Here is a 25,537-nt window from a genome sequence, read left to right on the forward strand (position 1 = left end):
AATCGGGAATCGTAAAAGCGGCCGCGCGGCGCTCTGGCTTCTACGATTCCCGACTCCCCATTCCCGATTCCCGCCCCCAAGACATTCAGCCCCCAGCCGGTCCCGAGCCGCAGCGATCACAAAATTTCAACGGTGATCGGCCGACACTGGGCATCGTTTCTCGTCCAGGACTGACACGATGAGCAAGTTCGAATCCCTGCCCGACCGCGCGTTGGAACTGGTCCATGCGATCAGCGCCAATCTGAAGGAAGCCGCGCCCAAGGCCGGCCAATGGCTGGAAACCGGCGCCAAGTTCGGTGCGCTCAAGACCGGCGCCCGCACCGCCGGCGGTTTCATCCGCCGCAACCCGGTGGTCGCCGTCGCGGCCGTCGCCGGTGCCGGCCTGCTCTGGTACGCCGCCGCCCGCCGCAAGGCGCGCCTGCAATCCGAGGAACCGATCGAAGGCAGCGCCCGCCGCGTCGAAGCGCGCCGCGCCAACGGTCAGACTTCGCGTCGTCGCACCACGCGGCAGGCGAGCGAGGAATCGCCGAACGAGTGAGTTCGGAATCGGTTTGAGCCTTGTGGTTGGATCGGTGGAGATGGCGTCAGGGTCGCCGCCGAATTAACCGAGCGACGGCGTTACGTAAAACGCCGTCGCAACCAAGCTGATCGCATCGCGAAACATCCAAGGCCGGCGCAATGCGCCGGCCTTTTCGTTGTTGGATACAGTCCGTTCGTGATGGATACGCAGGCTGCCAGATGGACCGCTTTTCCTCATTCGAGCGCTTTGATGATTGCCCACTTTGAAAAAGGGGGCGGCGTCCGGCGCGCGATCGTTACTGGTGGATGCGCAACGCGGGGGATTCGCTTTTCGTGCGATGCGCTGCGATCTGACCGCAAAAGCGAATCCCCCCTGGCCCTCCTTTTACAAAGGGAGGAACCCATTCGGGTGGGTGGCGCGGTGGGGGATAGAGACTTTGCTTCGGCGACTGCGCGCACCGAGCCGCACGACACGATTCGCGTGCGGTTGAAGAGCCCGTACGAATAAGCCTGCACGTGCCGACTGTCCGATCGTGCGGCATCGTGCCGTCGTCGATGCCGCCATGGCCATCGCGGCCATCGCCGCGGCCGCGCCAACAACACGACCTTACTCGGCATTGGCTTCCGGCAACTCGATAATGAAACGCGAACCGCCGCTCTTGCGCGATTCGTACCACAGCTGGCCGCCGGCGTTGACCACGATCTGTTTCGCCAGCGACAGGCCCAGGCCGTTGGACAGGCCGTCGTCGAGGTCGTCGTCGTGCAGGCGCACGAACGGCTTGAACAGTTCGCGCTGGCGCGCGGCCGGGATGCCCGGGCCGCGGTCGGCGACGATCAGTTGCCAGAAGCCCGGCGCGCTGTTGCGCGCGGCCAGCAGCAGGTCGCTGCCGGGTGCGTATTTCATCGCGTTGGTGACCAGGTTCTCGCTGACCTGGCGCAACACGCGCGGGTCCATCGCGACCTTCGCCGCGCCGCCGGGCGGTGGCGCGATCTCGACCCGGATACCGCGCGCATCGAGTTGCATCTCGTAGCGGCGCACCAGCCAGTCCAGGGTTTCGCTCAGGTCGGCGCGGCCGTTCTGCTGCGCGCGTTCGCGGGTGCCGGCCTGACTTTCCAGGTAGTGGCGGATGTAACCGAGTGCGTCGTCGGCGCTCTCGTGGATCATCTGCAGATAGCGCGGCACGCGCTCGGGCTTGCAGCCGTGGTTGATCAGCAGGTCGCTGGCGAACAGCACGCTGGTCAACGGGTTCTTGAGGTCGTGCGCCACCAGGTTGACCAGTTCCTCGCGTTCGCGCGCGACCCGCTCGAGGCGGTCGCGGGTCAGCTTGAGGCCGACATGGGCGTTGACCCGGGCGAGCAGTTCCTCGGGCAGGAACGGCTTGGTGACGTAGTCGACCACGCCGGCGTCGAACGCGCGCAGCAGCAGGTCGCGGTCGTGGGCGGCGGTCACGAACACCACCGGCACGCGCAGCGGCGAACCGGCGCGCAGCGCGGCCATGACTTCGAAGCCGTCCATGCCGGGCATCATGACATCGAGCAGGATCAGGTCCGGCGGGGATTCGGCGTACAGCCGCAGCGCCTCGTCGCCGGTGGAGGCCGAGACCACTTCATAGCCCTGCCGGGACAATAAGGCGGTCACCACGCGCAGGTTCGCGGCCTGATCGTCCACGACAAGAATTCGGCCGGTGGATGTCGCGGGTGTGCTCATACGTCCTGTAGATCCCTGGATCACCTGGGAAAGCGTGATTTCACGTCGATTTCGCATACATGAATTGCATGGAAATCGTGTGGAAAGTTAACAGAAACCTTCACGCAAAGGCGGGATGGTCACCCATAAAGCTGAATTGTTCACACCGCTGCGACAAGCTGCCGCAGTCGGCAACGCGGCGTTGCAAATTCGGCCTGTCCGCGGCTTTTGCGGCGGCGCATCATGCAGCCCTGTCCATTAAGGAAATCCCAATGAGCCTGCGTCCGCTCGGTCGCTCGTCCCTGCGTGTCGCGCCGCTGGCGTTCGGCGGCAACGTGTTCGGCTGGAGTGCCGACGAGGCGACCACGTTCGCCCTGCTCGACGGCTTCGTCGACGCCGGCTTTGCCCTGGTCGACACCGCGGATATGTACTCCTCGTGGGTGCCGGGCAATCGCGGCGGCGAGTCGGAAATCCTGATCGGGCGCTGGCTGGCCCACGGCGGCGGTCGTCGCGAGCGGGTGGTGATCGCGACCAAGGTCGCCAAATGGTCGCAGCGGCCGGGCCTGTCGCCGGCCAATATCCAGGCCGCGGCCGAGGATTCGCTGCGCCGGCTCGGGACCGAGGTCATCGATCTGTACCAGGCCCACGAGGACGATCAGAGCGTGCCGCTGGAAGACACCCTGGGCGCGTTCGCGCGGCTGATCGAACAGGGCAAGGTGCGCGCGATCGGCGCGTCCAACTATTCCGTCGCGCGCCTGGCGCAGGCGCTGGACCTGGCCGAACGGCACGGGCTGCCGCGCTTCGAAACCTTGCAGCCGCACTACAACCTCTACGACCGGCAGGTGTTCGAAGCCGAATTGGAACCGCTGGTGCGCGAGCGCGGGATCGGGGTGATCAATTACTACGCGCTGGCCAGCGGGTTTCTGACCGGCAAGTACCGCAGCCGCGCCGACCTGGGCAAGAGCCGCGCGCGCGGTGGCTCGGTCGAAAAGTACCTCGATGCGCGCGGCCTGCGCATCCTGGCCGCGCTCGACGAGGTCGCCGGCGCGCATGGCGCGACCCCGGCCCAGGTCGCATTGGCGTGGCTGATCGCGCGGCCGTCGATCACCGCGCCGATCGCCAGCGCGACCAGCGTGGCGCAGCTGCAGGAATTGCTCGCGGCGACGCGGCTGACCCTGGCGGCGCACGAGATCGCTGCGCTGGATGCGGCGAGCACGCAAGCCTGAGGCGCGAGCGAAACCGGCCGCGTTCGCGTTCGCAGCGCATCCGCATCGAAATCTGGATCGAATCCGCATCGAATCTGCGTCGCATCTGTACCGGCGCGCGAACGCGGCAACTGACTCTGCCGCGTCGCCCGCTTCCGCCTTAGGCTGCGCCTTGCCACGAACGCCCCGCCACGAACACCTTCGCCATGAACGCCGCCACGCCCATCGCCGCCGCACCCGTCGCCACCTCCCGCCGCGTCGGCATCGCCCTGGCCGCGTCCGGCGCGATCCTGTTTTCGGCCAAGGCGATCCTGGCCAAGTTGCAGTACCGCTACGGCGTGGACTCGCTGCAGGTGCTGACCTTGCGCATGGCGTTCTCGCTGCCGCTGTTCGCGCTGCTCGGCATTCGCGAAACCCGCCGTGCCCGCGCCCGCCAGGCGCTGCCGTCGCGGCGCGACTGGGGCCTGATCGTGATCCTCGGCGTGCTTGGCTATTACCTGTCCAGCCTGCTGGATTTCTGGGGCCTGGAGTACGTGCCGGTGTCGCTGGAGCGGCTGATCCTGTTCCTCAATCCGACCATCGTGCTGCTGATCGGCCTGTTCGCGTTCAAGCGCAAGGTCGCGGCCAAGGAATGGATCGCGCTGGCGGTGAGTTACGCCGGCGTGGTGCTGGTGATGGTCGAGAACCTGCGCGTGCAGGGCGAGCACGTGCTGTTCGGCAGTGCGCTGGTGCTCGGCGCGGCGGTGAGCTATGCGCTGTATCTGGCGATGTCGGGTGAGTTGGTCAAGCGGCTGGGGTCGCTGCAGCTGGTCGCCTACGCGATGATCGTCTCGACCGCGGCGGTGATGATCCATTACCTGATCGCGCGCCCGCCGTCGGCGCTGTTCGGCCTGCCGTGGCAGGTGTATGCCTGGGCCGTCGCCAACGCGGTGTTCTGCACCTTCCTGCCGGTGACTTTCACCATGGCCGCGGTCGCGCGGCTCGGCGCCGGCACCGCCGCGCAGTTCTCGGTGATCGGGCCGGTGTCGCTGGTGTTCCTCGGCGCGTGGGTGCTCGGCGAACCGATCACCGCGATCCAGCTGATCGGTACCGCGGTGGTGCTTGGCGGGGTGGTGATCCTGAGCCGGCCCGGGGCGAACTCGGTGCCGATCACCGCCACGCCGACGGCGTCGAAGTAACGCCGTCGGCGCGCGCGCGTCAGTGCGTGGCCGACATCGCGATCGGGAAGAAATGCAGTTCGGCCAACAGGCCGCCGCTGGGACAGCTGCTGCTGGCCAGGGTCGACAGGTGGCTCTGGCGGAACGCCAGGTCGCCGTAGCTGCGCAGGGTCGTCGGCACGGCCGGATCGGGCAGGGTGTAGGTCTGCGGGACGTCCAGGGTGCCGCCGGCGGGGGCGCCGGTCAGGAAGTCCGACAACGCCGCCTGGGCGCCGCTGGCGCGCGGGGTGACGTGGGTGAAGTCGGTGTCGGTTTCCGGGCCGTGGCAGGCGCCGCAGGTGTTGAGCGAGAACTTGTGGCGGGCGTTGTTGTTGGCGATCGAGGCGTGCTGCCAGTAAGGCGTGGTGACGGTGTCGCCGCCGAGGAATGGCGCGCCCGAGTAGATCTGCGGCACCCGGTAGCTGCCGGTCAGGATCGCCGGCGCGTTGGCGTTGACGTACTGCCACAGGCGCGGGCTGGCCGAGGCGGTGGTGTTGAAGCCGCGGTCCGGGGTCTGCTTGGTGGTCGCGGGCTTGAGCAGCGGGCTGGTGGTGGTCAGCTGGTCCTCGCGCTGGCGCCAGTCCCAGAACGGATGCCACGGTTCTTCGTTGGTGCGCACCTGGTTGATCGCGCTGCCGTTGGGCTTGCCCGGCGAGGCGTTGGCCAGGGCGAACTGATCGGTCAGCGCCTGCAACGCGGCGTTGTAGCCCGACGAGCCCAGCACCAGCGTGCTCAGTCCGGCCCATTGCTGGGCATAACCGCGCACCGACGGGCAGCCGAGTTTGGGCACGCCGTATTCCAAGATCACGGTCAGCGGCAGCACTTGGCAGCCGCCGCCGGTCTGCGGCCGGATCACCCCGAACACGAAGCGGCCTTCGCCGGCGCTGCCGCCGCCGTAGGCCGAATTGGTGCGCAGGTCGATTCGGTTGACGATCGCCAGCAGCCGCATCGGCGACTTGGCCAGGTTGAGCTTGCCGCTGGCCAGCCGCGGCCACTCGCTGAGGATTTGCGCGAATGCGGGCGAGCCGTCGACGGTGAAACCGTTGACGCTCGCGCTGCTGGCATGGGACTGCAGCCACTGGGCGACGAAGTCGGCCGGGTTGACCCCGGTGACCGGCTGGTTGGCCATGTCGGTCATCAGCTTGTTGAAGGTCCACGCGCCGCCGGGATTGCCGGTGTTGGTGCAGGCGTCATAGGTGCGGGTCGGGTCTTCGACCACCAGCGGATGGACCACCATCAGCGAGCGCGGCGCGCTGATCGCGATCGGCGGCCCGAGCAGGACCTCGCGCGGAATCCGGATCGCCACCTGGCGCGCGATATCGCTGCGCAGTTGGGCCGGATCGAGAAACGCGAAGGGCGCATCGCCGATGTGTTCGCGACCGTCGAAGCGCGGCACCCACGGCTTGCTCGGGGCGAGTTGCTGGCGGCGGGTCTGTTCGGCGAGGAAGGCGTCGAAATCGAAGGCGATGATCGCGGTGTAGCGCTGCGGATTCTGGCTGTCGCGGACCAGGGTGGCCGGGCGGCCGCCGACCTGCAGCGGCAGGCTCGCCGGCAGTGCCTGGTTGGCGGCGTAGGTCACCGCCAGCAGCGCGTTGCCTTGGGCATCCTGCGGACGCGCGGTGAGGTACAGGTCATCGACCGTCGGCGGGATCAGATCGAAGCCGCCGTCGTCCGCGGCGGCGACGACGCGACCGCTCGCGCTGTCGGCGGGGACGGGGTAGAGCAAATAGGCCGACGCCGCGCATACCGCGGCGACGAACCCGAAGGTGATCGAACGAAGACCGGACATGGCAAGGCTCCTGCGAAGGCGGGTCGGACTCGGGCGGCGTCGGCGCGGTGGCGCATGCGGCGCGGCCGCGGATGGGCGCGCGCGACGGGGCGGCCGCGGCCGCCCCGCGCATGGCTCAGTGGCTTGCGGTCAGCAGCGACCGGGTGGCCTCGTGGAACAGGCTGCCGGACAGGCAGGTGCTGCTTTGCAGGGTGGCCAGGTCGCTCTGGCGGCGTTGCAGATCGCCGTAGGTGCGCGGCGTCCCGCTGACCGGATCGGGCATGGTGAAGGTGGTCGGCGCGGCCAGGCTGCCGTTGCCGATCAGGAACCGCGACAGCACCGACTGCGCGCCCGGCGAGCGCGGCGCGACATGCAGGAAGCTGGTGGTCTGGGTCTCGGCGCCATGGCAGGCGTCGCAGGTGTTGACCGAGAATTTGTTGCGGCCGTTGTTGTCGACGATGCCCGGCGCCTTCCACACCTGCTGCGGGCTGGGATTGATCACCGACCCGCTCTGGAACGGCGTGCCCAGGTAGCTCAACGGCACGATGTAGGTGTTGTTGAGGATCTGGGTGTTGAAGGTGTTGATGTAGTTGGCCAGCAGCCCGGTGTTGTTGCGGGTGTGATGCGGGGTCTGCGCGGCCGGCACGATCCGCAGCTGCGGGCTGCCCTGCAGGATCTTGAACTCGCGCAGTTCCCACGGATTCTGCAGGAACTCGTTGCTGCGGATCTGGTTGATCGCGCTGCCGTTGGGCTTGCGCGGCGAAGCGTTGGCGGCGATGACCGGATCGGTGATCGCCTGCAGCGCGGCGTTGTAGGTGGCCGAGCCGAGGCTCAGCGTGCCCAGGTTGCCCCACTGATTGGCGAGGTTGCGCACCGCCGGGCAGCCGTTGACGTTCGGCGCGTATTCGAGGATCACCGTGAACGGCGCGGCCACGCAGGTCGTGCCGCTGCGCCGCAGCACGCCGAACACGAAGCGGGTTTCGCCGGCGTTGCCGCCGCCGTAGGCGCTGTTGCCGCGCATGTCGATGCGGTTGACGATCGCCAGCAGGCGGAACGGCGAACGGTTGAGGTCGAGCTTGCCGGTGGAGGCGATGCGCGGCCAGGTGTTGAGCACCTGGGTGATGACCTGCGAGCGCAGGTTCACCGGGAAGGTGTTGATGTTGGTCGAGGTGCCCCAGGTACGCATCCAGTTTTCGACGAAATCCGCCGGCAGCACCCCGGTCATCGGCTGATTGGCCATGTTGGTCATCATCCGGTTGAAGGTCCACGCGCCGTTGGGATTGCCGGCGCCGGTGCAGGCGTCGAAGGTGCGGGTCGGGTCTTCGACCACGCCGGGGTGGGTGACCATCAGCGAGCGCTCCGGGCGCACCAGCGCCGCCGGCCACGGCAGCACCGGCCCGGGCACCAGGATCGGGGTGCCGGCGAGGATCTGCTGGCGCAGGGTGGTCGGGTTGAGGAACTGCACGGTGGCCTGGCCTATCAGTTCGCGGCCGGAGAATTCCGGCACGAGCTCCTGCGACTGGGCCAGGATCTGGCGGTTTTCCTGCTCGCGGACGAAGCCGTCGAAGTCGAACGCAATGAGCGCGGTGTAGCGCTGGGGATTGGACGGGTCCTGCTGCAACTGCACGGTGGTGTCGCCGACGTTGAACGGAATCTGGGTCGGCAGGTCCTGGCCCTTGCTGTAGGTCAGCGCCAGCAACGCGTTGCCGCCGGTCTGCTGGCCGAGCGAGGTGATGTGGATGGCGTCGACCGCGGGCGGCGCGCGCTCGAAGTCCGTGGTGGCGGCGGTGACCCGGCCGGCGGCGGTGGCGTCGGTCGCGGGAGACAGCAGGGTGGCACTGCCGACGCACACAACGGCGCCGATGCCGAGGGAAAGCGAACGCAAGGTGGACATGGGTCGGGCTCCTGAGATGAGCAGACCGCGGTGGCGTAGCGCCAGGCGCGTAGCTAACCGTCGACGCTAGGGCGTGCGCGGGGGCGGTTCCAGCGTCGTAGCGGGATCAAACCGGGATGGTTTCTCAGGGGGCGCGGCGAATGGGGTTGGTGTTGCGATCGTGGTCGCAGATGAGGTGTGGCGGGGGTCCGTTTGGGGTGACTTGGGTGGGTGCGGTTGAAGCATTCCGCAGGTACCCAATTGGGGGGCTGCGCCGCCGCGAATCCGAATGAAATCGGTCGCACGCTGGAATTAATCGTCTCTTGCGGGCAGAGCGGAGGCTGAAAATTTGCGCCGCTACCCTGTGCTGCAGATGCTTTGCTTGCATTGGATGGCGCGCCGTCTTCGCTGACGCCGTCCTCTTCGTCCCGTCGCGGCGGCAGAACCGCGATGCGCCGGTCGGCGATGCCGATGGATTCCGTCGCGACCACGAAGCCGCCGGGCGCGGCGATCCTGCGGTTCGCATGGCGCTCGGAATGACGAATCGCCAATCCCCAATCCCGACTGCGAGACAATGCCTCGCGCCTCACCGCCGTGATGCGGCCAGTACGAACCCACGGAACCGCCATGCAAAAGATCCTGCTGCTGATCGTCCTCGCCGCCGCCGCGGTGTTCGCCTACCTGCAATGGTTCGCCAAGCCCGAGTACAGCATTCCCACCATCGAGCAGAACCCGATTCCCAAGCGCGAGTTCTATCTGTTGTGGCGCGAAACCGCGTTGACCCTGTGCGACGGCAATGAGCCCGGCCCGACCACGCTGACGCCGCCGAAGTGCCGCGAGTACGTGACCAACAAACACGATCGCTGCGTGGCCCAGGTCGGCGCGCAGACGCCGCAGACGATCTCCAGCAAGGCCGAGTCGAAGCGCCTGGCGCGGCCGTATCTGGATTGCGTGATCCCGGGCCATTTCTGCAACGGGGTGGAAGTGCGTACGACCGATGAGGCGTTGCGCAACTGTCCGCCGTAAGCGCGGACCGCGCCGGTTATCCACACCGCTGATGGAAGCACCGCGAACGGCTCAGACCGCCCGCCACTGCCCCGGCTGCAACGCGTCCAGCCGATGCGGCCCGATCGCCACCCGCACCAGCCGCAGGGTCGGCAGGCCGACCGCCGCGGTCATGCGCCGCACCTGACGGTTGCGGCCTTCGTGGATGGTGATCGCCAGCCACGCGTCGGGCACGGTCTTGCGAAAGCGCACCGGCGGGTCGCGCGGCCACAGCGACGGCGGGTCGAGGCGTTCGATCCGCGCCGGCAGGGTGCGGCCGTCGTTGAGGTTCACGCCGTCGCGCAGGGCGCGCAAGGCGTCTTCGCCGGGGTCGCCTTCGACCTGCACCCAATAGGTTTTCGGCTGTTTGTGGCGCGGGTCGGTGAGGCGATGGGCCAGGCCGCCGTCGTCGGTCAACAGCAGCAGCCCTTCGCTGTCGTGATCCAGCCGCCCGGCCGCGTACACGTTGGGCGGCAGGCCGAAGCCGGCCAGGGTCGGCCGCGGCGGTTGGCTGCGGTCGGTGAACTGGCACAGCACGCCATAAGGTTTGTTGAACGCGATCAGCATTCGAGGATGATCGCGCAGGCTCGCGCGCGGCGCCAAACCGGTGATGGCGCCGGCCGCGAGGTGGCGCCGATCAATCGCGCTTGCGCGGCCGCAATCCGCGCCAGACCAGGCCGCCGATCGTGCAGAACGCGAGCGGCGACACGATCCACACCGCGACCGCGCAGGCCTTCCAGTAAGCGATCGCGGTGGCGCCGATGCTGACCGAGGACAGGCCGTACTCGGCCATGAAATAGCCGGCGATCAACGACATCGCCAGCTCCCCGGACGCCCACGCCGCCAGCGCCCCCGCCGCGAGCGCGGCGACGGCGGGAGCGATCGGCCGGCGCATCGATCAGCGCGGCTTGCGGAAGCGCAGGGTCATGCGGTCGCTTTCGCCGATCGCCTGGTACTTGGCGTCGTCGGCCGCGTCGTGCTGATTGACCGGCGGCAGGGTCCACACGCCCTTCGGGTAGTCCTTGGTGTCGCGCGGGTTGGCGTTGATCTCGCTCTTGGCTTCGAGCTTGAAGCCGGCCGCTTCGGCCAGCGCGATCACCTGGGCCTGGCCGACATACCCGGATTTGTCGTCGGCCGGCACGTCGGCCTTGGCGCGATGCTCGACCACGCCCAGCGTGCCGCCGGGCTTGAGCACGTCATAGAAGCCCTTGAACATCACCTCGGCTTGGCCGGCCGAACGCCAGTTGTGGACGTTGCGGAAGGTCAGCACCAGATCGGCCGAGTCGGCCGGTCCGAACGCGGGCTTGAAGCTGTCGTACGCGGCGATCGCGACCTTGTCGTACTGCGCCGGCGAGGCGGCGAACTTCTGTTCCAGCGTGGCCTTGGCCTTGGCCTGGTACTTGCGCGCGCCGTCGGAGGACTGGGTGTCCGGGTCGACCACCGCGGCGACGTACTTGCCGCGCTCGCGCAGGAACGGAGCCAGGATTTCCGAGTACCAGCCGCCGCCGGGGGTGATTTCGACGATGGTCTGCTCGGGCTTGGCGCCGAAGAAGGTCAGGGTTTCCAGCGGATGGCGGTAGCCGTCGCGAGCGACGTTCTTCGGGTCGCGCCAGCTGCCGGCGACGGCGGCGCGCAGGCTCGGGGAGCCGACGTCGCCGGCGGGTTTGGCCGCGGGCTTGGTGGTCGGCTTGGGCTCGGCCGGCTTGGCGGCGGGCTTGATCGTTTCGGCCGGCACGGTCGCGGCGACCGGGGCGGCTGCTGCGACGGGCTTGGGGGCGGGAGCGGTCGCCTCGGCCGGTTGAGTGGCGGGGGTCGGCGCGGCCGCTTCGGTTGACTTGCTTTCGGTCGCGGCGGCGGCCGCGGTGGCGCTGGCCCGGGCGGATTCGGCGGCCGCGGCGGCTTCGTTCGCGGCGGCCTGGGCGGCGGCCGCGGACGCTTCAGCGGCGTCGCTCGGCGTGGCGTCGCTCGCCGTTGCGCTGGTCGAGGCCTGCTCGCCGGTGGCGGGCGCGGGCTCGGACGTGTTGTCTTGGGCGTGCGCGATTGCGGTCAGGCCGGGCAGCAGCGCGGCGAGCAGCAGCAATCGGGCGGGGCGGTTACGTTCCATGCAACAGACTCCGGTGAGCTTCGGTGAGGGCGCCAGCCTACCGCATGCGTTCAGGATCGGGGATGCGGGGCGACCCCAGCATGGCCTGAACTTAAGTCGCAACCGCAGCCGCCATTGGGTCGCGGCCGGTCCGGCTCAGCGCCGCTTGCGCTTCGGCTTGGCCGCCGCGCCGGCCCCGGCCTCGCCGTCGGCGGCCAGATCGGGCGGGCCTTCGGCTTCGTCCGTCGCGCCCGGCTTGCCGCAGGAACGGTCCTCGATGTCCGCGCCGCGGCCCGAGGCCACGTCGGCTTCCATCTGCGCGACATAGGCGCGCGCCTGTTCGTGCAGCCAGGTCCGGAACGACTCCAGCCCGGCGTGATCGACCGAGCGCTCGGGATAGACCAAGTAATGGCCCCAGTCGATCTGCAGCCGGCCCTGGCTCAACGGCACCAGCTGGCCGCTCTGGATCAGCAGCCGGGTCCGCGCCAGCCGGCCGAGCGCGACCCCGAGGCCTTCGACCGCGGCCCGGTGCATGGTCTCGGAATCGTCGAAATGGGCGATGTAGCGGTTCGGCCGCTTGCCGCCGTAGCGGTCGAACCAGTCCTGCCAATACGTCGACAGGTCGCCGAGCAGCGGCCAGCGGTGCAGATCCTCCTGCGCCGGCAGGCCGCCCATGCGTTCGATCAGCGCCGGGCTGGCGACCGGGACCAGGGTTTCGTTGAACAGATGCTCGATCACCAGCCCCGGCCAGCGCCCGTAGCCGCCGCGCATGGCCGCGTCGATGCCCGGCTCGCGATCGAAATCGACCAGCGCGGTCGAGGAAAACAGATTGAGTTCGAGCTGCGGATAGCGGGCGACGAAGCCGCCCAGCCGCGGCACCAGCCAGGCCGAGGCCATCGAGGCCATCAGGCTCAGGGTCAGCACGTCGTCGCGGCGCGGGCTGTATGGGCGCAGGGCGTGATCGAGCGCATCCAGGTGCGGCGCGACCACCGACAGCAGCCGCTCGCCGTCGGCGGTCAGGCGCACCCCGCGCGGGCCGCGTTCGAACAGGCGCCGGCCCAGGCGTTCTTCCAGGGTGCGGATCTGGTGACTGAGCGCGCTGACGGTCAGGTGCATCGACTCGGCGGCGCGGGTCAGGTTGCCGGTGCGCGCGGCGGTGGCGAAGCCCAGCAGGGCGTGCAGCGGAGGTCGGTTCATCGCGTGGGGTCCGTCGGACGGGGCGTTCGGCCCGGGCCTGAGGGCGGATGCCGAACCGCGCGGCCGCCTTCAACCTGATTCAAGTCTGGCTTGCAAACACGTCGCTTTTTTGCCGAATCGGGCGAGCGTACCTTGCGAATCACTCAATAAGCCAGTGCAAGTCCACACCGACCGCGCTGGCGCTAACCCGAGCATTGGTAAGGAGACGAGGCCATGAATATCTACAAGAACCTGATGTTCCTGCACGGCCATTTCGTCGATCCGCGCGACGCGGACGACGACGGCGACGACGGCGCCCAGGGCTCCGCGCGCACCGCGCCGACCGTCGCGGAGGCGAAGGCGGCGACCCGCAAGGTGGTCGCGCGCAAGGCGTCGGCCCGGGTCGCGGTCGCGACGGCCTCGCATCGTGCTCAAGCCGCGCGGCCTGGCGTGATCACCGGCTGGCGCGCATGGCTGCGGTTGTGGCCGAGCGAGACGGCGAAGGTCGAGGTGGAGTGCGGCGCGCGCGGGTGTGTTTGATTGGGGATGAGACTTCAGCGTTATCCCACCAGACCGTCATTGCCGCGAAAGCGGGCTCCGCTCTACTTCGGCGAAGGCGAATGAATATCCAGGGCCTTCAGCGCCATCCCACCAGAACGTCATTCCCGCCTGCGCGGGAATGACGAGCAAAGGTAGAAGCGAGCAAAAGCAGAAGCAACCAAAAGCAACCACGAGCTCCCAACCCCGCACGCCCCAGCAGCCATCCCTCAAGGCAACCGCCGCCACGAAGGATACGGCGCCACATCGTTGTGCTGCCCGCTGGCCAGCCCGTCCTGCACCTGCTTCCACCACTCGACCTTGAAGATGTCCCCGTGCGCGTGCATCAACGCGCCCAGCAGCGGCGGCGACAAGCCGAGAAAACGCGGAAACTGCTCGGGAAACACATCGTTGCCGTGGGCATAGAACCACGGACCCGATTCCATTTCCTCTTCGTGATTGCGCGGCGCCGGCACCGGCCGGAAGCGGCAGTCGCTGACCAGGCACAGCTCGTCGTAGTCGTAGAAGATCGCGCGCCCATGCCGCGACACGCCGAAATTCTTCAGCAGCAGATCGCCCGGAAAGATATTGCTCAAGGCCAGATCGCGGATCGCCTGACCGTAGTCGATCACCGCCGCGCGCGCCGCCTCGGGCGTCTGCTCGCGCACGTATAGATTGAGCGGCCGCAGCCGGCGTTCGACATAGCACAGGTGCAAGACCAGATCGTCGCCGTCCAGGCTGATGCTCCTGGCGCATGTGCTCAGCAACTCGTCCAGCAGATCCGGCGCGAAGCGCGAACGCGGAAAGCGCAGGAACCGGAACGGCTGCGCATCGACCAGCCGGCCGACACGATCGTGATGGAACACCAGCGAATACTTCGCCTCGACTTCCTCGCGCGCGACCTCCTTCGGATAAGCGAAGTGATCGCGGATCAGCTTGAACACCAGCGGGTAGCTCGGCAGGGTGAACACCGCCATGACCATGCCGCGTTCGCCCTCGGCGCGGATCAGCCGCTCACCCGACTGCGCCGCGAACTGGCGGAAGAAGGTGCGGTAGCGTTCGGTCTTGCCCTGCTTGGCGCGGCCGAGCACGGTGTACAACTCGTCGATCGGCTTGCCCGGCAGCAAGGTGCGCAGGAACACCACCGCATCGCCGACCGTGCCCAGGTCGGCATGGAAATAGCTGCGCGAATAACTGAACAACTGCACGACTTCGCTGCGCACGGTCAGCACCGCATCGACCTTGAGCGCGCCGTCCTCGTTGACCAGCGCGATCACGCACGGCGAGAACGAACGCTCGCCGAACACGCGCCCGATCAGGTAGGCGCGGCGTTCGCGGTAAAACACCGTGTCGAGCAACTCGACCGCGCGCACCGGGTGCGGGCCCCAGTGCTGCAGGTCCTCCTGCAAGCGCACCGCGATTCCCGCCGCGCAGCGGGTGCGATGCGCGTACGGCACCGCGAACGGGTAGTCGTCGAGCACGCGCATGAAGGTTTCGACCAGGCGGTCTTCCGATACCGCGTAGCTGTGGCGCGCGACCGGATGGGTGATCGAATCGGTCGGTTCGATATCGAGGGCGACGAATTCCATCGACGGGTCGACGCCGCGGGTCTTGAAAAAACGCCGGGTCAGAGTGTTGAAAAAAGTCTTGTACAACTCGCCATCGAGCAACGGCGCGACCGTCTGCGCATACGCGGCATGCACCGCCGACCACAGCACGCGGTCGCGCGCGCGTTCGCCCAGCCGCGCCTGCAACGCATCGCTGGCCTCGGCGATGCAGCGGTCGTACAGCTCGATGCGTTCGACCGCGTCGGCGCGATCGCCCTGCCAGTCGCTGCGTTCGAACCGGCCCTGGGCGCGGCGAGTGATCGCGGCGAAACGCGCGTGGTAATCGGCGAAGGCGTCGCGGATCTGGCCGGCGACGGCTTCGGCTTCGCCGGGTGCGGCGTGCATGGGGGCGGATGCGATGGCCATAGCCGCAGTGTACGGCGACCGTCGCGGGGCTGTGGCATGCTCGCGGCTGCATCGATTCGTTTACGGATGAAACCATCATGAGCCACCCGACCGGGACGTCGCCGCCGCGCATGGCGCGCACACGCTGGATGCAGGCGCTGTGGCTGCGGATGTTGTGCGTGCTCGTACTGCTATGCGGCGCGGGCGTGGCGCTGCAACTGCCGTTGGCGAACGCAGCCGAGGTCGAAGGCCGCGACGCGACCACCACGACCTTGTACAAAGGCCGCGTCGGCGAACGTGCGGTGACCTTGTACCTGAAAAGCGAACCGGTGCCCTGCGGCGGCGACCGCCGCCTGATCAGCGCGATCTACCGCTATGACGGCGTATCGAAATGGCTGCTGCTGCAGGCGACCGACGATCGCAAGGGCCACCTGGCCCTGGTCGAATCGGGCCTGGGCACCGGCGTCACCGGCGCGATGATGCTGGTCGACACGCGCGGCACGCTCAAGGGCAAATGGATCAACCCCGACGGCGAGCGCTTGCTGCCGGTGCAGCTGAGCAAGACGGTGGTGGGCAAAGCCGAGCGCGAAAAGCTCGACGACCAGTTGGAGCGCACGGTGTACGAGAACAACGATTGTTGAGCGCGGAGTTGTTCGAGCCATCGCCGGAACAGCACCGCTTTCCACGCCGTTCTTCTCCATTTTCCCGCAGCCCGTGCTTTTCCCCTTTGGAAAAGGGAGCAGGGGGGGATTCGCTTTTGCTCCTATTCCGTCAGCAAAAGCGAATCCCCCGCGCGACAGTCTTTCGCGCGCATCGCGTTGCGCAAGCCGCCGCCCCCTTTTACAAAGTGGGCTTTGATTAGCGCCGCGCTTCCCATTTCCGTAGCCGCCGCCGAACACCCATAAGCATGGCGAGCATCACCGCAGGCCGGCCACGCTTCTTCGTCACACCCCGGTACCCGTGCTTTTCCCCCCTTTGGAAAAGGGGGGCAGGGGGGATTTGCTTTTGCTCCTGTTCCGCCAGCAAAAGCGAATACTCTCGCGCGACAGTCTTCCGCGCGCATCGCGTTGCGTCAGGCGCCGCCCCCTTTTACAAAGTTGGCTTTGATTAGCGCGGCACGCTCTGTTCTTGCCGCCGCCTCACACGCGCCGCAACCGCCAATTCCAGCCCAATCGTCACCGCCACACCAGCCAGCAACCACGGCCACTGCGGCAGCACCAGTTCGAACGTCGGCTCCCACCGCGCCCAGGTGTTGCCATAGAACGGCGCGTACGCGGCCAAGTTGACGTGCAGCGCGAGCAGCGTGGCCGCGGCCATCGCGACCGCGCCGATCCAGGCGTCGCGACGGCGCGGGCCATGCCGGCGTCGCCGCCGGGCCAGCCACAGCGACCACGGCAGCACCGAGACCACGAACAGCGCGAGCGCCACCAGCGCCAGTTCGCCGAGAAACCGCGCCGGGCTCATCTCACTGAACGAGGCCAGATCGAATCGGCCGACCACGTAATGCCAATGCACCCACGCCGGCAGCGCCACCGCGACCCACAGCAACCAAAGACCGCGCGCCCAACTCGGCACAGTTCAGGCCGATGCGCCGAGCAACGCGCGCAAAGCGTCGTAGGTGTAGAAACGGGTGGCGCTGAGTTGCCGCTCGTGCGGACTGAAGGCTTCGTCGAAGCTCAGGATCGGCCCGTACACCAGCCCGTCCACGCCGCCGAATCGCGACAGGCGCTTGAGCACCAGCAGCGTATAGCCGTGGCCGCGGTAGCAGCGGCTGCCGCCGTCGGCCGCCACCGGGCCTTCGCGATCCTCGCCGGCATGACGAGGCGGACGGCCGGCGATCACGTCGGCGAAATCCTGCGCCGCTTCGATGAAGCCGCGGCGCAGCGCGGGGTCCACCTGGCCGAGCTCGATGCCGGCGAACGGGCCGTCGAGGGGCAGGTCGGTATCGGTCATGGCGTGTCGTCCCTAAAACGTCGTGTGCGCGATCGCGGTCGATCGCCGATGCGTCGCCGGCCCGGCCCATCGCGCCGTCGCGGGTGGCCCGTGCCCGGCCGCAAATCGGCGAGCGCAACTGTCAAAAATTCGATGCAATCCTCAGAAATATCGGAGTACCATCCGATCCCGACGGTGCAAGGAGGCAACTGGCGCCGGTTGGAACGGCCATCGGAGACGTCCAATCGTCAGCCGCGTCTTGTGCGCTCGGAATCGGGATCGTCGTGTCCCGCGCCATTCCTGACAAGAGCCACTCACATGGTACAGAAGATCATCATCGGCATTCTCGCAGCGGCCCTGATCGCGGTCTGCTCGATCTGGGGCTACAGCGTGTGGCAGGCCAAGCAGGCCGCCGCGCCCGTCGTGGCCCCCCTCGCCACCGCCGCGGTGCCGGTCAAGCCGGTCGAAGCCATCACCCCGCCGGCCGAAGTGGTGCCGGTCGCCGCCGAAGTGCCGGCCGAAAAAGCCGACGGCACCCACTTCACCTACGAATACGTGTCGCCGCGCAATCCCGACCTGTTGCCGATGTACAACATGGCGCGCGAGATCGACGTGCTCAAGCAACTGCCCGAGGTCAATCAGCTCGACGGCTGGTTGACCCTGCCGCGGCCGATCCATTACATCGCCGCTGAATGCGGCACGGTCAACGCGTTCTACGCCAAGGACAAGGGCGACATCGTGCTGTGCTACGAGATGCTCGAGTTCCTGGTCCGCCAGGGCGCGGCCATGACCCAGGCCAGCGGCGGCAGCACCCGCGATCAGCTCAATTATCTGATGGCCAACCTGCGTTTCCTGATGCTGCACGAAACCGGCCACGCGCTGGTCGACATGCTCGACCTGCCGTCGACCGGCCGCGAGGAAGACGCGGTCGACCAGCTCGCCACGACCCTGATGCTGTCGTTCGTCAGCGCCGACGAATCGGCCGGCGACATCGCGCAGAAACTGCAGCTGGCGGCGACCTTCTTCATCGCCACCGACGACGGCCAGCACGACATGGCGACCTATGCCGACGAACACTCGGTCGGCGCGCAGCGTTACTTCAACCTGCAGTGCATGGTGTATGGCCACAACCCGGGCAAGTACCTGCGCATCGTCACCAGCGGCCGCCTGCCCGAAGCGCGCGCGCTGCGCTGCGAAGAGGAAAGCAAGCAGATCACCCGCAACTGGATGCGCCTGATCGAACCGAACATCGCGCCCAAGCACCGCATGACCGCCGAGGAAGAGCGGGCCAAGATCGAAGAGATCCAGCGCAAGCAGGTCGACAACACGCAGGCGCCGTACATGCGCTGAGCGCGCTGGCGGCGAGCGTTGCAAACAAAAGGCCCGGCATCCGCCGGGCCTTTTTGTTTACCCTCGATGGCCCCCTGTAGGAGCGGCGTGAGCCGCGACCGCGCCACCGCAGATACGACGCAAGCGCGAGGTATCGCGGTCGCGGCTCACGCCGCTCCTACAGGTAGTACCCGATTGGCGCGACAAAACAATGGGGCGCCGAAGCGCCCTTTTTGCGCGACCACCGACCAGCATCCGATTCTTGCCTCGATAGCCCTCTGTAGGAGCGGCGTAAGCCGCGACCGCGACACCGCAGATACGACGCAAGCGCGGTATCGCGGTCGCGGCTTACGCCGCTCCTACAGGTAGCGCCCGATTTACGCGTTGAAAAACAAAAGGGCGCCGAAGCGCCCTCTTGCACGACCATCGAAACGCGCCCGATTACAGGTGCTTGATGATCTCGTCGGCGAACTCCGAGCACTTGACCTCGGTCGCGCCGTCCATCAGACGGGCGAAATCGTAGGTCACGCGCTTGCTGCCGATGGCCTTGTCCATCGCGGCGATGATCGCGTCGGCCGCTTCGGTCCAGCCCAGATAACGCAGCATCATCTCGCCCGACAGGATCACCGAGCCCGGGTTGACCTTGTCCAGGTCGGCGTACTTCGGCGCGGTGCCGTGGGTCGCCTCGAACACGGCGTGGCCGGTCACGTAGTTGATGTTCGCGCCCGGCGCGATGCCGATGCCGCCGACTTGCGCGGCGAGCGCGTCGGACAGGTAGTCACCGTTGAGGTTCAAGGTCGCCGAGACGTCGTATTCCTTCGGACGCAGCAGGATCTGCTGCAGGAAGGCGTCGGCGATCGCGTCCTTGATGACCAGGCCCGCGCCCGGCTTGCCTTCCGGAATCACGTGCCACGGGCCGCCGTCGAGTTCGACCGCGCCGAAGTAGTCGCGCGCCACCTGATAGCCCCAATCACGGAAGCCACCTTCGGTGTACTTCATGATGTTGCCCTTGTGGACCAGGGTCACCGACTTGCGCTTGTTCTCGATCGCGTAGGAAATCGCGCTGTGGACCAGACGCTCGGTGCCCAGGCGGCTGACCGGCTTGATGCCTAGGCCGACTTCGACCGGCAGCTCGCGCGCCGGAGCGCCGATGGCCTGCAGTTCGCCCAGCCACGCCGCGTTCTTTTCGGCGGTGCCGAAGCGGATCTTGTCGAACGCCTGCGGGAATTCCTTCTGCAGGAAGTCCAGCACCTTCTGCGAGTCGGCGCTGCCGCCGGCCCATTCGATACCGGCGTAGATGTCCTCGGTGTTCTCGCGGAAGATCACCATGTCGACATCGCCCGGCTTCTTGACCGGCGAGGGCACGCCCTCGAACCAGCGCACCGGGCGCAGGCAGACGTACAGGTCGAGCATCTGGCGCAGCGCGACGTTGAGCGAGCGGATGCCGCCGCCGACCGGCGTGGTCAGCGGGCCCTTGATGCTCACCAGGTAATCGCGGCAGGCCTGCACGGTGCCGTCGGGCAGCCAGGTGCCGTAGGTGTTGTTGGCTTTCTCGCCGGCATAGACCTCGAGCCACTCGATCTTCTTGCTGCCGCCGTAGGCCTTGGCGACCGCGGCGTCGAGCACGCGCACCGAAGCGCGCCAGATGTCGGGGCCGGTGCCGTCGCCTTCGATGAACGGGATGATCGGGCGATCCGGCACATTCAGGCCGGTCGGGCTCTTGGTGATCTTGGCGCCGCCTGCGGGCGGCGTCGCTACGAACTCGGTCATTACGATCTCCAGTGGGGCCACCGTGCGCGGGCGCACGGGGCGGAGCAGGGTCCTTGCGGGACGCGATGGCGCTGCGACCCGGCCCGCCATTGTCGCGGTTCGGGCGGGGCGAGGCAAAGTGCGCGGCGGGTCGCTGTGTTGCGAAGGCCGCGGGCGCGCCGCCAAGTGAGGCGCCGCGTGGTTACCATTCTCTTCGATGGACCTGCGGCCCGAGTCCCCGGCCGACCCAAGCGAGGATGCCGACGTGACCGAGCCTGCCGCTCATGCCGAACAATGGCGCGACTACCACGCGCGCTGGATCTGGTTTCTCGGCGCCTGGGCCGGCGGCTTCATGGTCTTCTCCGGCCTGCTGATGATTTCGCCGGCGCTGCCGGGCGATGCGGGGGTGTGGATCACCGCCGCCGCAGGGGTGCTGTGGTTGCTGAGCTTTTGCGCCACGATGATCCGGCTGCTGTGGTTCGCCTGCCCGCGCTGCCGCAAACCGTTTTCGTTGTTGTTCTATTTGTTGTGGTGGCCGATGTCGGGCAAATGCCTGCATTGCGGTTTGCGGCACGGTGAGTGAGGCGCGACGGGGAATCGGGATGCACGAACAAGGACGACTCAAGGCATGACCACGGACACGGGCTCCAAGACGCAGATCGTTCGGGCTGGAATGGAGCGAATCTCGCGCGATTTCACCCAAGATCTCGCCAGTCTGGGTTTTGCGCGCACGCGCAGCAAATTCTGGACGCGCCGATACGAACATCGTCTCGACTTCATCCATCTGTTCCGTTCGGGCAGCAGTTACGGCGCGCCATACAACGCATCGGTGTCGTTGCGGATTCATCTGGGCATCGCGGTGTTGGACGACGATCGCGATGCGGTGATGCTCAATGGCCCGAACAGCAATGATCTCGATCGGTTCCGCGCCGATCGCTTTCATCTTCGCTTCAACGCCTCTTCCGGCAGCACCTACGAACGCTGCCGGGAAGATCTGCTGCGTTTCGTCGTTCAGCGCGCCGAGCCATGGTTCGGCGCGTGGCGTTCGCCGCAGGTGCTGCACGAGCGCGAGGATTCGCCGCTGGATGCGATAGCCAGGCAAGCCTTGCAGCGCGGTGTGGATGGAAACGCCTCGCCCGAGCGTGTGGCGCGCACGTTGAAGCTGTTCGGAATAAAAGACGAAAATTCACCCCGGAGTCGCCACCGATGAGCGCCGCCGAACCCGCCTTCGCGCTGCCGCGCTATTCGGCCAAACTGCTGTTCCAGTTTCGCGTCATGATCGGCGCCGATCCCGGCATCATGCGCACCTGCGAGGAGCGAATCGTGGTGTTCCACGCCGTCGATGCGCGCAAGGCGCTGGCCGAGGCGAAGCGGCGCGGGCGCAAAGCCCACCACGACTATTCCAACAGCGACGGCAATCGGGTGTTCTTCGAATTCGTCGGGGTAATGGATCTGCTGGAACTGGGGCCGGAATGCGACGAGGACGAAGTCTGGTACGACATCGTCGTGCGCAAGCAGCCGATGGAGCGCGCCGCGCAGCTGTTGCCGGAGGAAAGCAAGCTGTCCGCGTTGCGGCCATGACGATGGATCGTTGCCATGACTCACGGCTACGATGAGCAGACGGGGGATTGGTGTCCTGATCGACTCTTGAGGGCCAACGATCGACAGGTTCAGTGATGTGGGCAGCTGAGGGGTGATGATCCCCAGCGTCACGCCGATCCGCAGATAAGTCGAAAAGGGAATAGTTGTGTCGGGGCGAGCTACGAAAGTTGAGCTGAACACGCAGAACTGGTCGGCACCAAGCCGCCGGTCGTTGGCGGCCGAATTCGCCGGCACGCATTACCAGGACATGTCTCTGCGTTGCCGTCGATGCGACAGCGAATTCGTATTCACCGCGGCGCAGCAACGAGAGGCATTTGAGGTGCGCAAGGCGTACATCTGGCAACAGCGGACCTTGTGCGCGGAGTGTTGGCGACTGCGGCTTGCGCTGACAGACGAACTGCGGCGGCTGCAAAGCCAATGGCGAGCACAGCGCGCGACGCTGAAACGCGACTTCTCCGCATTGCGGCGCTGGCGCGAACTGTTGCGGCAACTTCCGTTCTACGGGTGCCGGCAGGATGTGGCGCAGATCGCGATGCTGGAACGTCTGCTAGACGCCGAGCATCGGCGCGATATCGGATCGGGCTAATCGCCATGAGGTATTCGTTGCTGTAGCCCGATCTGGACGACTAGCCGGCTTCGGATGGCTCCGGGCTCAATGTCCGCCATAGCTGAGGCGACAACGGCGCCATCCCATACGCCGCGCGCGCCTTGTCGCACTGCGGACTCGCGGTGCCGTCTTCCCAGGCCGGTCGCAGTTCGCGACACGGCGAGGGACGTTGCGCATAGATGCCGCAGTGCGCGTCGGCGCCGACTTCGCCACGCAATGCGGCGCAGCGGATCGCGCCGGCATAGGTGCCGCGCATCGCGACGCGGTGCGGGTCGAGCGCCTGGGTGAGGTCGCTGGGCACCGCGCCGTGCGGGTGCGCGTCGGTCTCGCTCCAGTGAAAGGCGACGCGGAAACGGGCGCAGCAGGCGCCGCAGCTCAGGCAGGGGTGGGAAGCAGGCGACATGACGTCGGGCACGGGAAAGACCGGCGCGATTTTCTCATCGACCGCCATCGGCGGAGAAGCGCGATCCAGGCCGGCGTCCACGCGAACACGAATGTCAGCGGGATTGGCCGAATTCGGCGTCGATGCCGAGCATCAACATCAACCCGGCGGCCAGGGTCAGCAAGGCCGTGATCAGGCCGATGCGGCGGATCAGCACCGGGTGGGTCGCGAACCGCTCACGCCGCAGCAGCCATTGCACGATCAGGCCGAGCGCGTACCCCGGCAACGCGGCCAGGGCCCCGCCGAACCATAGCCGCACGAACCCGCTTGGCGACGACAAGCTGGACCAGCCGAGCGCGGCGCCGACGAGTTCGGCCCCCAGCACCACCAGCACCAGCGGCCGCACCGGACGCAAGTCCGACCAGGAATAGTGGAAACTCAGTGGTGTGTCGCGCATGCGGGCAGTCCGGGCAATGGTCGGTCCGAAACGGTTGATTCGGTCCGGACGATACTCGGTGCGCGATGCGGATTGGTATCACGCCAGGCGCCGGTCCAGGCGCGATCAAGCCGCCGACCGACGCGCTTGCCGTCGCGATCGGCCGAGCGTGTGCCGCAATGCTTGCTCAATGCAATGAAGCGAGTGCGCGGCCGGATCCGAAAGGCCGGCCGCGCGAACGGCGAATCAGGCCCCGTGGCACTTCTTGTATTTCTTGCCGCTGCCGCACGGGCACGGATCGTTGCGATCGGGGGTGTCTTCGCGACGCAGCGGTTCGCGCGGGGTCAGCGCTTCGATGCGGTGATGGTGCAGGTCGGCCAGCATGCCCGGCAGGCCGGCGACGATTTCCAGGCGCTCGCGGTAGCTGATCGGGGTGCCCGGCGCTTGCGGGTCTTCGCTCATCACTTCGCCGCTGGCGAGGCGGTCGAACAGGGTGAAGATCTCATCGATCCAGTCGTTGTCGTCGAGCCACGCGTCCCAGGCCGCCTCGTTCAATTCGACCGCGCGGAAGAAGCCGAACGACCAGTCGCGGCCGACGTCGAGTTCGTCGGGCTGTTCGCTCTCGAGCTCCTCGGGCAGCCACAGCAGCGGAGCCAGGTGATCGGGCAGGTCGTCGTCGCCGTAGCGGACCCGCGCGCTGACCATGTTCCAGTGGCCTTGCAGCAGCGCGTGGACCTCGGCCGCCTCGGCCGCGTCGTTCCAGCGCGGTTCCTTGCCGCCCCAGACCATCGGATGCCACTGCTCGGTGGCGGGCTGCGCGGGGCTGACCACCAGGGCCGACAGGAAGCCGTCCAGCGCTTCCAGGTTGAAGCCCTTGTACGGCACGGCGCGCTGGTCGAGCAGGTCGGCCAGGCGTTCGATCTGGGCGTCGTCGAGGTAGGCGGGCGCTTTCATGGTGGGGCTCGTGCGGCGAAGGGGGACGCGCATGGTAGTCGCAGCGGCGTGTCTGCGCCGAAAATACCGCATGACCGCCCGCCTGCCCCTGCCCGCCACCTGCCCCTGCGATCCCGCGCGCCGCTACGCCGCCTGCTGCGGGCGGCTGCACGACGGTACGCTCGCGGCCGAGTCCGCCGAACAACTGATGCGCTCGCGTTACAGCGCGTATGCGGTCGGCGATCTGGAGTACCTGCGCGCGAGCTGGCATGCGGACACCTGTCCGGCCGATCTGGACCTGGATCCGTCGGTGCGCTGGCTGGGCCTGCAGGTCAAGCGCCACCTGCGCGAGGGCGAGGACGCGGCGGTGGTCGAATTCGCCGCGCGCTACCGGATCGGCGGCGGCTCGGCGGTGCGGCTGCACGAGGTCAGCCGGTTCGTTCGGGTCGATGGGCGGTGGGTGTATGTGGATGGGGAGTTTCCGCGGGCTTAGGGCGCGGATGACGACGGCGGTGGCTGGCGGGATTTTCCGCTTTCGCTTCTGCTGGTGCTTAGGATCTTCCCGATTCCCGATTCCCGATTCCCGATTCCCGATTCCCGATTCCCGATTCGATTCGAATCGAATCGAATCGCCATGCCAAATCCAGGCGCGGATCTCCCGACTCCCGACCAATCGCGTCAATCGTCGCCCCCTTTGACAAAGGGGGCGAGCGCCCGGCGCGGGTGAGTTTGGGATCGTCGCCATGACGCGGGGGATTTGCTTTTGCTTTGCTTCTCGGAGTTCGCAAAGCAAAAGCAAAAGCAAATCCCCCCTAACCCCCCTTTTTCAAAGGGGGGAATGCATACGCAGAGCAGCGTGCGGACCGAAGCCATAGACGGTTGCCTTCGAGGCGCGGCAGCCAACGAGTTCGCCGGAACGAGTCGACCTTGCCCGGACAAATCGCAACCGAAAAAAAAGGGCGCGGCAATAAGCCGCGCCCTGCTTGCCCGCCCACGCAGGCGGAGAGAGTCGCTTACTTCTTGACGTCGAATTCCTTGCTCTGGACGACGTTGCCGTCCTGAGTGATTTCGACCTTGTACTTGCCTTCCGGGAAACCCTTCGGGCTCTTGAGTTCGAACGCGGTCACGCCGCCGTTGGTGGCCTGCACATCAACCGCGGGCTCTTCGTGAACGGTCTGGCCGTCCTGGAAGGTCCACTTGGCGCCGAGCTTGGTCGCGACGGTCGCGGCCGGGTCGGAGGTGCTGGTGCTGACCGAGGCGTAGATCGTGTCCTTCGGCTTGAACGCCGCGGCCGCCGCGGTGACCTTCTTGTCGGCGCCGATCGCGCTGCCCAGGTCGACGCTGGCGACGGTAGCGGTCGCAGCCATCGGGGCCGGGGCGGGTTCGGCCGGAGCGGGCGCCGGAGTTTCGACGGCCGGCGGCGGGGTCGGCGCGGCTTCTTCTTTCTTCTTGCAGCCGGCCAGCGCCAGGGTGGCGACCAGAGCGGCGGCAACGGCGTAATGCGTACGAGTGCGGATCAACATGGTG

Annotated in this window: 26 protein-coding genes and 1 pseudogene; 12 read left to right on the top strand and 15 right to left on the bottom strand. The window is 67.3% G+C overall.

What is annotated here, in order from left to right:
• Positions 1–178: 178 nt before the first annotated feature.
• Positions 179–538: a hypothetical protein gene (locus AC3A4T_RS21810; protein ID WP_046658546.1), complete on the top strand. Its 360-nt coding sequence runs from the start codon at positions 179–181 to the stop codon at positions 536–538.
• A gap of 588 nt (positions 539–1,126) precedes the next feature.
• Here the strand turns inward: AC3A4T_RS21810 and AC3A4T_RS21815 are convergent.
• On the bottom strand, positions 1,127–2,188 hold the full coding sequence (locus AC3A4T_RS21815; protein ID WP_487677321.1) for a hybrid sensor histidine kinase/response regulator: 1,062 nt from the start codon (positions 2,186–2,188) through the stop codon (positions 1,127–1,129).
• A 290-nt stretch (positions 2,189–2,478) separates the two neighbouring features.
• Between AC3A4T_RS21815 and AC3A4T_RS21820 the strand changes: the two genes are divergently transcribed.
• Both AC3A4T_RS21820 and AC3A4T_RS21825 read left to right on the top strand, forming a co-directional pair.
• The gene (locus tag AC3A4T_RS21820; protein ID WP_487677322.1) at positions 2,479–3,432 is read left to right on the top strand and encodes an aldo/keto reductase; all 954 of its coding nucleotides are present in this window, start codon (positions 2,479–2,481) and stop codon (positions 3,430–3,432) included.
• 185 nt (positions 3,433–3,617) lie between these two features.
• Positions 3,618–4,589: a DMT family transporter gene (locus tag AC3A4T_RS21825; RefSeq protein ID WP_487677323.1), complete on the top strand. Its 972-nt coding sequence runs from the start codon at positions 3,618–3,620 to the stop codon at positions 4,587–4,589.
• Positions 4,590–4,608: 19 nt separating this feature from the next.
• Here AC3A4T_RS21825 and AC3A4T_RS21830 read toward each other — a convergent pair whose 3' ends face one another.
• A complete protein-coding gene (locus AC3A4T_RS21830) occupies positions 4,609–6,396 on the bottom strand; it encodes a hypothetical protein (RefSeq protein ID WP_487677324.1) in 1,788 nt (595 codons plus the stop codon).
• 115 nt (positions 6,397–6,511) lie between these two features.
• Positions 6,512–8,269 carry a hypothetical protein gene (locus AC3A4T_RS21835; RefSeq protein ID WP_487677325.1) on the bottom strand — a complete coding sequence of 586 codons (1,758 nt, stop codon included), beginning with the start codon at positions 8,267–8,269 and terminating at the stop codon, positions 6,512–6,514.
• 606 nt (positions 8,270–8,875) lie between these two features.
• Between AC3A4T_RS21835 and AC3A4T_RS21840 the strand changes: the two genes are divergently transcribed.
• Entirely contained in the window at positions 8,876–9,274 is a 399-nt protein-coding gene (locus AC3A4T_RS21840) for a hypothetical protein (RefSeq protein WP_487677326.1), read from the top strand.
• A 51-nt stretch (positions 9,275–9,325) separates the two neighbouring features.
• Here the strand turns inward: AC3A4T_RS21840 and AC3A4T_RS21845 are convergent, their stop codons facing one another.
• The 4 genes and pseudogenes from AC3A4T_RS21845 to AC3A4T_RS21860 all read right to left on the bottom strand — a co-directional run.
• A complete protein-coding gene (locus AC3A4T_RS21845) occupies positions 9,326–9,859 on the bottom strand; it encodes a pseudouridine synthase (protein WP_487677327.1) in 534 nt (177 codons plus the stop codon).
• A gap of 70 nt (positions 9,860–9,929) precedes the next feature.
• Positions 9,930–10,109 (bottom strand): hypothetical protein, encoded by a 180-nt coding sequence (locus AC3A4T_RS21850; protein ID WP_487677328.1) that lies wholly within the window; start codon positions 10,107–10,109, stop codon positions 9,930–9,932.
• Positions 10,110–10,190: 81 nt separating this feature from the next.
• Positions 10,191–11,012, bottom strand: coding sequence for a class I SAM-dependent methyltransferase (locus tag AC3A4T_RS21855; protein ID WP_487677426.1), 822 nt, complete (start codon positions 11,010–11,012; stop codon positions 10,191–10,193).
• Between the two features lie 657 nt (positions 11,013–11,669).
• Positions 11,670–12,572: pseudogene (locus tag AC3A4T_RS21860) on the bottom strand (LysR substrate-binding domain-containing protein); the annotation flags it as partial.
• A gap of 213 nt (positions 12,573–12,785) precedes the next feature.
• On the opposite strand from AC3A4T_RS21860, the gene AC3A4T_RS21865 reads away from it, so the two are divergent.
• Entirely contained in the window at positions 12,786–13,091 is a 306-nt protein-coding gene (locus tag AC3A4T_RS21865) for a hypothetical protein (protein ID WP_487677329.1), read from the top strand.
• 227 nt (positions 13,092–13,318) lie between these two features.
• Here the strand turns inward: AC3A4T_RS21865 and aceK are convergent, their stop codons facing one another.
• The gene (gene aceK / locus AC3A4T_RS21870; RefSeq protein ID WP_487677330.1) at positions 13,319–15,061 is read right to left on the bottom strand and encodes a bifunctional isocitrate dehydrogenase kinase/phosphatase; all 1,743 of its coding nucleotides are present in this window, start codon (positions 15,059–15,061) and stop codon (positions 13,319–13,321) included.
• Between the two features lie 77 nt (positions 15,062–15,138).
• Here aceK and AC3A4T_RS21875 point away from each other — a divergent pair, with 77 nt between their 5' ends.
• The gene (locus AC3A4T_RS21875; RefSeq protein ID WP_487677331.1) at positions 15,139–15,681 is read left to right on the top strand and encodes a hypothetical protein; all 543 of its coding nucleotides are present in this window, start codon (positions 15,139–15,141) and stop codon (positions 15,679–15,681) included.
• Positions 15,682–16,147: 466 nt separating this feature from the next.
• On the opposite strand, the gene AC3A4T_RS21880 is transcribed toward AC3A4T_RS21875, so the two are convergent.
• Together AC3A4T_RS21880 and AC3A4T_RS21885 are read right to left on the bottom strand one after the other, a co-directional pair.
• Positions 16,148–16,615 (bottom strand): hypothetical protein, encoded by a 468-nt coding sequence (locus tag AC3A4T_RS21880; protein ID WP_487677332.1) that lies wholly within the window; start codon positions 16,613–16,615, stop codon positions 16,148–16,150.
• A 3-nt stretch (positions 16,616–16,618) separates the two neighbouring features.
• Positions 16,619–16,993 (bottom strand): hypothetical protein, encoded by a 375-nt coding sequence (locus AC3A4T_RS21885; RefSeq protein ID WP_487677333.1) that lies wholly within the window; start codon positions 16,991–16,993, stop codon positions 16,619–16,621.
• A gap of 297 nt (positions 16,994–17,290) precedes the next feature.
• On the opposite strand from AC3A4T_RS21885, the gene AC3A4T_RS21890 reads away from it, so the two are divergent.
• The gene (locus tag AC3A4T_RS21890) at positions 17,291–18,322 is read left to right on the top strand and encodes a DUF4344 domain-containing metallopeptidase (RefSeq protein WP_487677334.1); all 1,032 of its coding nucleotides are present in this window, start codon (positions 17,291–17,293) and stop codon (positions 18,320–18,322) included.
• Between the two features lie 420 nt (positions 18,323–18,742).
• On the opposite strand, the gene icd is transcribed toward AC3A4T_RS21890, so the two are convergent.
• Entirely contained in the window at positions 18,743–20,071 is a 1,329-nt protein-coding gene (gene icd, locus AC3A4T_RS21895) for an NADP-dependent isocitrate dehydrogenase (RefSeq protein WP_487677335.1), read from the bottom strand.
• 244 nt (positions 20,072–20,315) lie between these two features.
• On the opposite strand from icd, the gene AC3A4T_RS21900 reads away from it, so the two are divergent.
• The 4 genes from AC3A4T_RS21900 (at position 20,316) to AC3A4T_RS21915 (ending at position 22,238) form a co-directional block, all read left to right on the top strand.
• Positions 20,316–20,633 carry a hypothetical protein gene (locus tag AC3A4T_RS21900; RefSeq protein ID WP_487677336.1) on the top strand — a complete coding sequence of 106 codons (318 nt, stop codon included), beginning with the start codon at positions 20,316–20,318 and terminating at the stop codon, positions 20,631–20,633.
• A 45-nt stretch (positions 20,634–20,678) separates the two neighbouring features.
• On the top strand, positions 20,679–21,260 hold the full coding sequence (locus AC3A4T_RS21905; RefSeq protein ID WP_487677337.1) for a hypothetical protein: 582 nt from the start codon (positions 20,679–20,681) through the stop codon (positions 21,258–21,260).
• Positions 21,257–21,631 carry a DUF4288 domain-containing protein gene (locus AC3A4T_RS21910; RefSeq protein WP_487677338.1) on the top strand — a complete coding sequence of 125 codons (375 nt, stop codon included), beginning with the start codon at positions 21,257–21,259 and terminating at the stop codon, positions 21,629–21,631. The genes AC3A4T_RS21905 and AC3A4T_RS21910 overlap by 4 nt, the downstream gene beginning before the upstream one ends.
• Before the next feature lie 232 nt (positions 21,632–21,863).
• A complete protein-coding gene (locus tag AC3A4T_RS21915) occupies positions 21,864–22,238 on the top strand; it encodes a zinc-ribbon domain containing protein (protein WP_487677339.1) in 375 nt (124 codons plus the stop codon).
• A 40-nt stretch (positions 22,239–22,278) separates the two neighbouring features.
• Here AC3A4T_RS21915 and AC3A4T_RS21920 read toward each other — a convergent pair whose 3' ends face one another.
• From AC3A4T_RS21920 to AC3A4T_RS21930, 3 genes are all read right to left on the bottom strand, one after another.
• On the bottom strand, positions 22,279–22,662 hold the full coding sequence (locus AC3A4T_RS21920) for a YkgJ family cysteine cluster protein (protein WP_487677340.1): 384 nt from the start codon (positions 22,660–22,662) through the stop codon (positions 22,279–22,281).
• A 94-nt stretch (positions 22,663–22,756) separates the two neighbouring features.
• A complete protein-coding gene (locus AC3A4T_RS21925; RefSeq protein WP_487677341.1) occupies positions 22,757–23,098 on the bottom strand; it encodes a hypothetical protein in 342 nt (113 codons plus the stop codon).
• Positions 23,099–23,323: 225 nt separating this feature from the next.
• A complete protein-coding gene (locus AC3A4T_RS21930) occupies positions 23,324–24,031 on the bottom strand; it encodes a UPF0149 family protein (protein WP_487677342.1) in 708 nt (235 codons plus the stop codon).
• A gap of 70 nt (positions 24,032–24,101) precedes the next feature.
• Between AC3A4T_RS21930 and AC3A4T_RS21935 the strand changes: the two genes are divergently transcribed.
• Positions 24,102–24,503 (top strand): YchJ family protein, encoded by a 402-nt coding sequence (locus tag AC3A4T_RS21935; protein WP_487677343.1) that lies wholly within the window; start codon positions 24,102–24,104, stop codon positions 24,501–24,503.
• 520 nt (positions 24,504–25,023) lie between these two features.
• On the opposite strand, the gene AC3A4T_RS21940 is transcribed toward AC3A4T_RS21935, so the two are convergent.
• A complete protein-coding gene (locus AC3A4T_RS21940) occupies positions 25,024–25,533 on the bottom strand; it encodes a hypothetical protein (protein WP_487677344.1) in 510 nt (169 codons plus the stop codon).
• Between the last annotated feature and the right edge of the window lie 4 nt (positions 25,534–25,537).

The sequence above is a fragment of the Lysobacter sp. Soil_N_51 genome (genome assembly GCF_057655755.1).

Bases quoted from the DNA above. Each gene is read 5' to 3' on its own strand.
- AC3A4T_RS21835 (WP_487677325.1), bottom strand. From the start codon at position 8,269: ATGTCCACCTTGCGTTCGCTTTCCCTCGGCATCGGCGCCGTTGTGTGC.
- AC3A4T_RS21890 (WP_487677334.1), top strand. From the start codon at position 17,291: ATGGTACAGAAGATCATCATCGGCATTCTCGCAGCGGCCCTGATCGCG.
- AC3A4T_RS21905 (WP_487677337.1), top strand. From the start codon at position 20,679: ATGACCACGGACACGGGCTCCAAGACGCAGATCGTTCGGGCTGGAATG.
- AC3A4T_RS21840 (WP_487677326.1), top strand. From the start codon at position 8,876: ATGCAAAAGATCCTGCTGCTGATCGTCCTCGCCGCCGCCGCGGTGTTC.
- AC3A4T_RS21875 (WP_487677331.1), top strand. From the start codon at position 15,139: ATGAGCCACCCGACCGGGACGTCGCCGCCGCGCATGGCGCGCACACGC.
- AC3A4T_RS21925 (WP_487677341.1), bottom strand. From the start codon at position 23,098: ATGCGCGACACACCACTGAGTTTCCACTATTCCTGGTCGGACTTGCGT.
- AC3A4T_RS21865 (WP_487677329.1), top strand. From the start codon at position 12,786: ATGAATATCTACAAGAACCTGATGTTCCTGCACGGCCATTTCGTCGAT.
- AC3A4T_RS21825 (WP_487677323.1), top strand. From the start codon at position 3,618: ATGAACGCCGCCACGCCCATCGCCGCCGCACCCGTCGCCACCTCCCGC.
- AC3A4T_RS21850 (WP_487677328.1), bottom strand. From the start codon at position 10,109: ATGTCGTTGATCGCCGGCTATTTCATGGCCGAGTACGGCCTGTCCTCG.
- AC3A4T_RS21935 (WP_487677343.1), top strand. From the start codon at position 24,102: ATGACCGCCCGCCTGCCCCTGCCCGCCACCTGCCCCTGCGATCCCGCG.
- AC3A4T_RS21930 (WP_487677342.1), bottom strand. From the start codon at position 24,031: ATGAAAGCGCCCGCCTACCTCGACGACGCCCAGATCGAACGCCTGGCC.
- aceK (WP_487677330.1), bottom strand. From the start codon at position 15,061: ATGGCCATCGCATCCGCCCCCATGCACGCCGCACCCGGCGAAGCCGAA.
- AC3A4T_RS21885 (WP_487677333.1), bottom strand. From the start codon at position 16,993: ATGACCGATACCGACCTGCCCCTCGACGGCCCGTTCGCCGGCATCGAG.
- AC3A4T_RS21910 (WP_487677338.1), top strand. From the start codon at position 21,257: ATGAGCGCCGCCGAACCCGCCTTCGCGCTGCCGCGCTATTCGGCCAAA.
- AC3A4T_RS21845 (WP_487677327.1), bottom strand. From the start codon at position 9,859: ATGCTGATCGCGTTCAACAAACCTTATGGCGTGCTGTGCCAGTTCACC.
- AC3A4T_RS21920 (WP_487677340.1), bottom strand. From the start codon at position 22,662: ATGTCGCCTGCTTCCCACCCCTGCCTGAGCTGCGGCGCCTGCTGCGCC.
- AC3A4T_RS21940 (WP_487677344.1), bottom strand. From the start codon at position 25,533: ATGTTGATCCGCACTCGTACGCATTACGCCGTTGCCGCCGCTCTGGTC.
- AC3A4T_RS21830 (WP_487677324.1), bottom strand. From the start codon at position 6,396: ATGTCCGGTCTTCGTTCGATCACCTTCGGGTTCGTCGCCGCGGTATGC.
- AC3A4T_RS21810 (WP_046658546.1), top strand. From the start codon at position 179: ATGAGCAAGTTCGAATCCCTGCCCGACCGCGCGTTGGAACTGGTCCAT.
- AC3A4T_RS21820 (WP_487677322.1), top strand. From the start codon at position 2,479: ATGAGCCTGCGTCCGCTCGGTCGCTCGTCCCTGCGTGTCGCGCCGCTG.
- icd (WP_487677335.1), bottom strand. From the start codon at position 20,071: ATGACCGAGTTCGTAGCGACGCCGCCCGCAGGCGGCGCCAAGATCACC.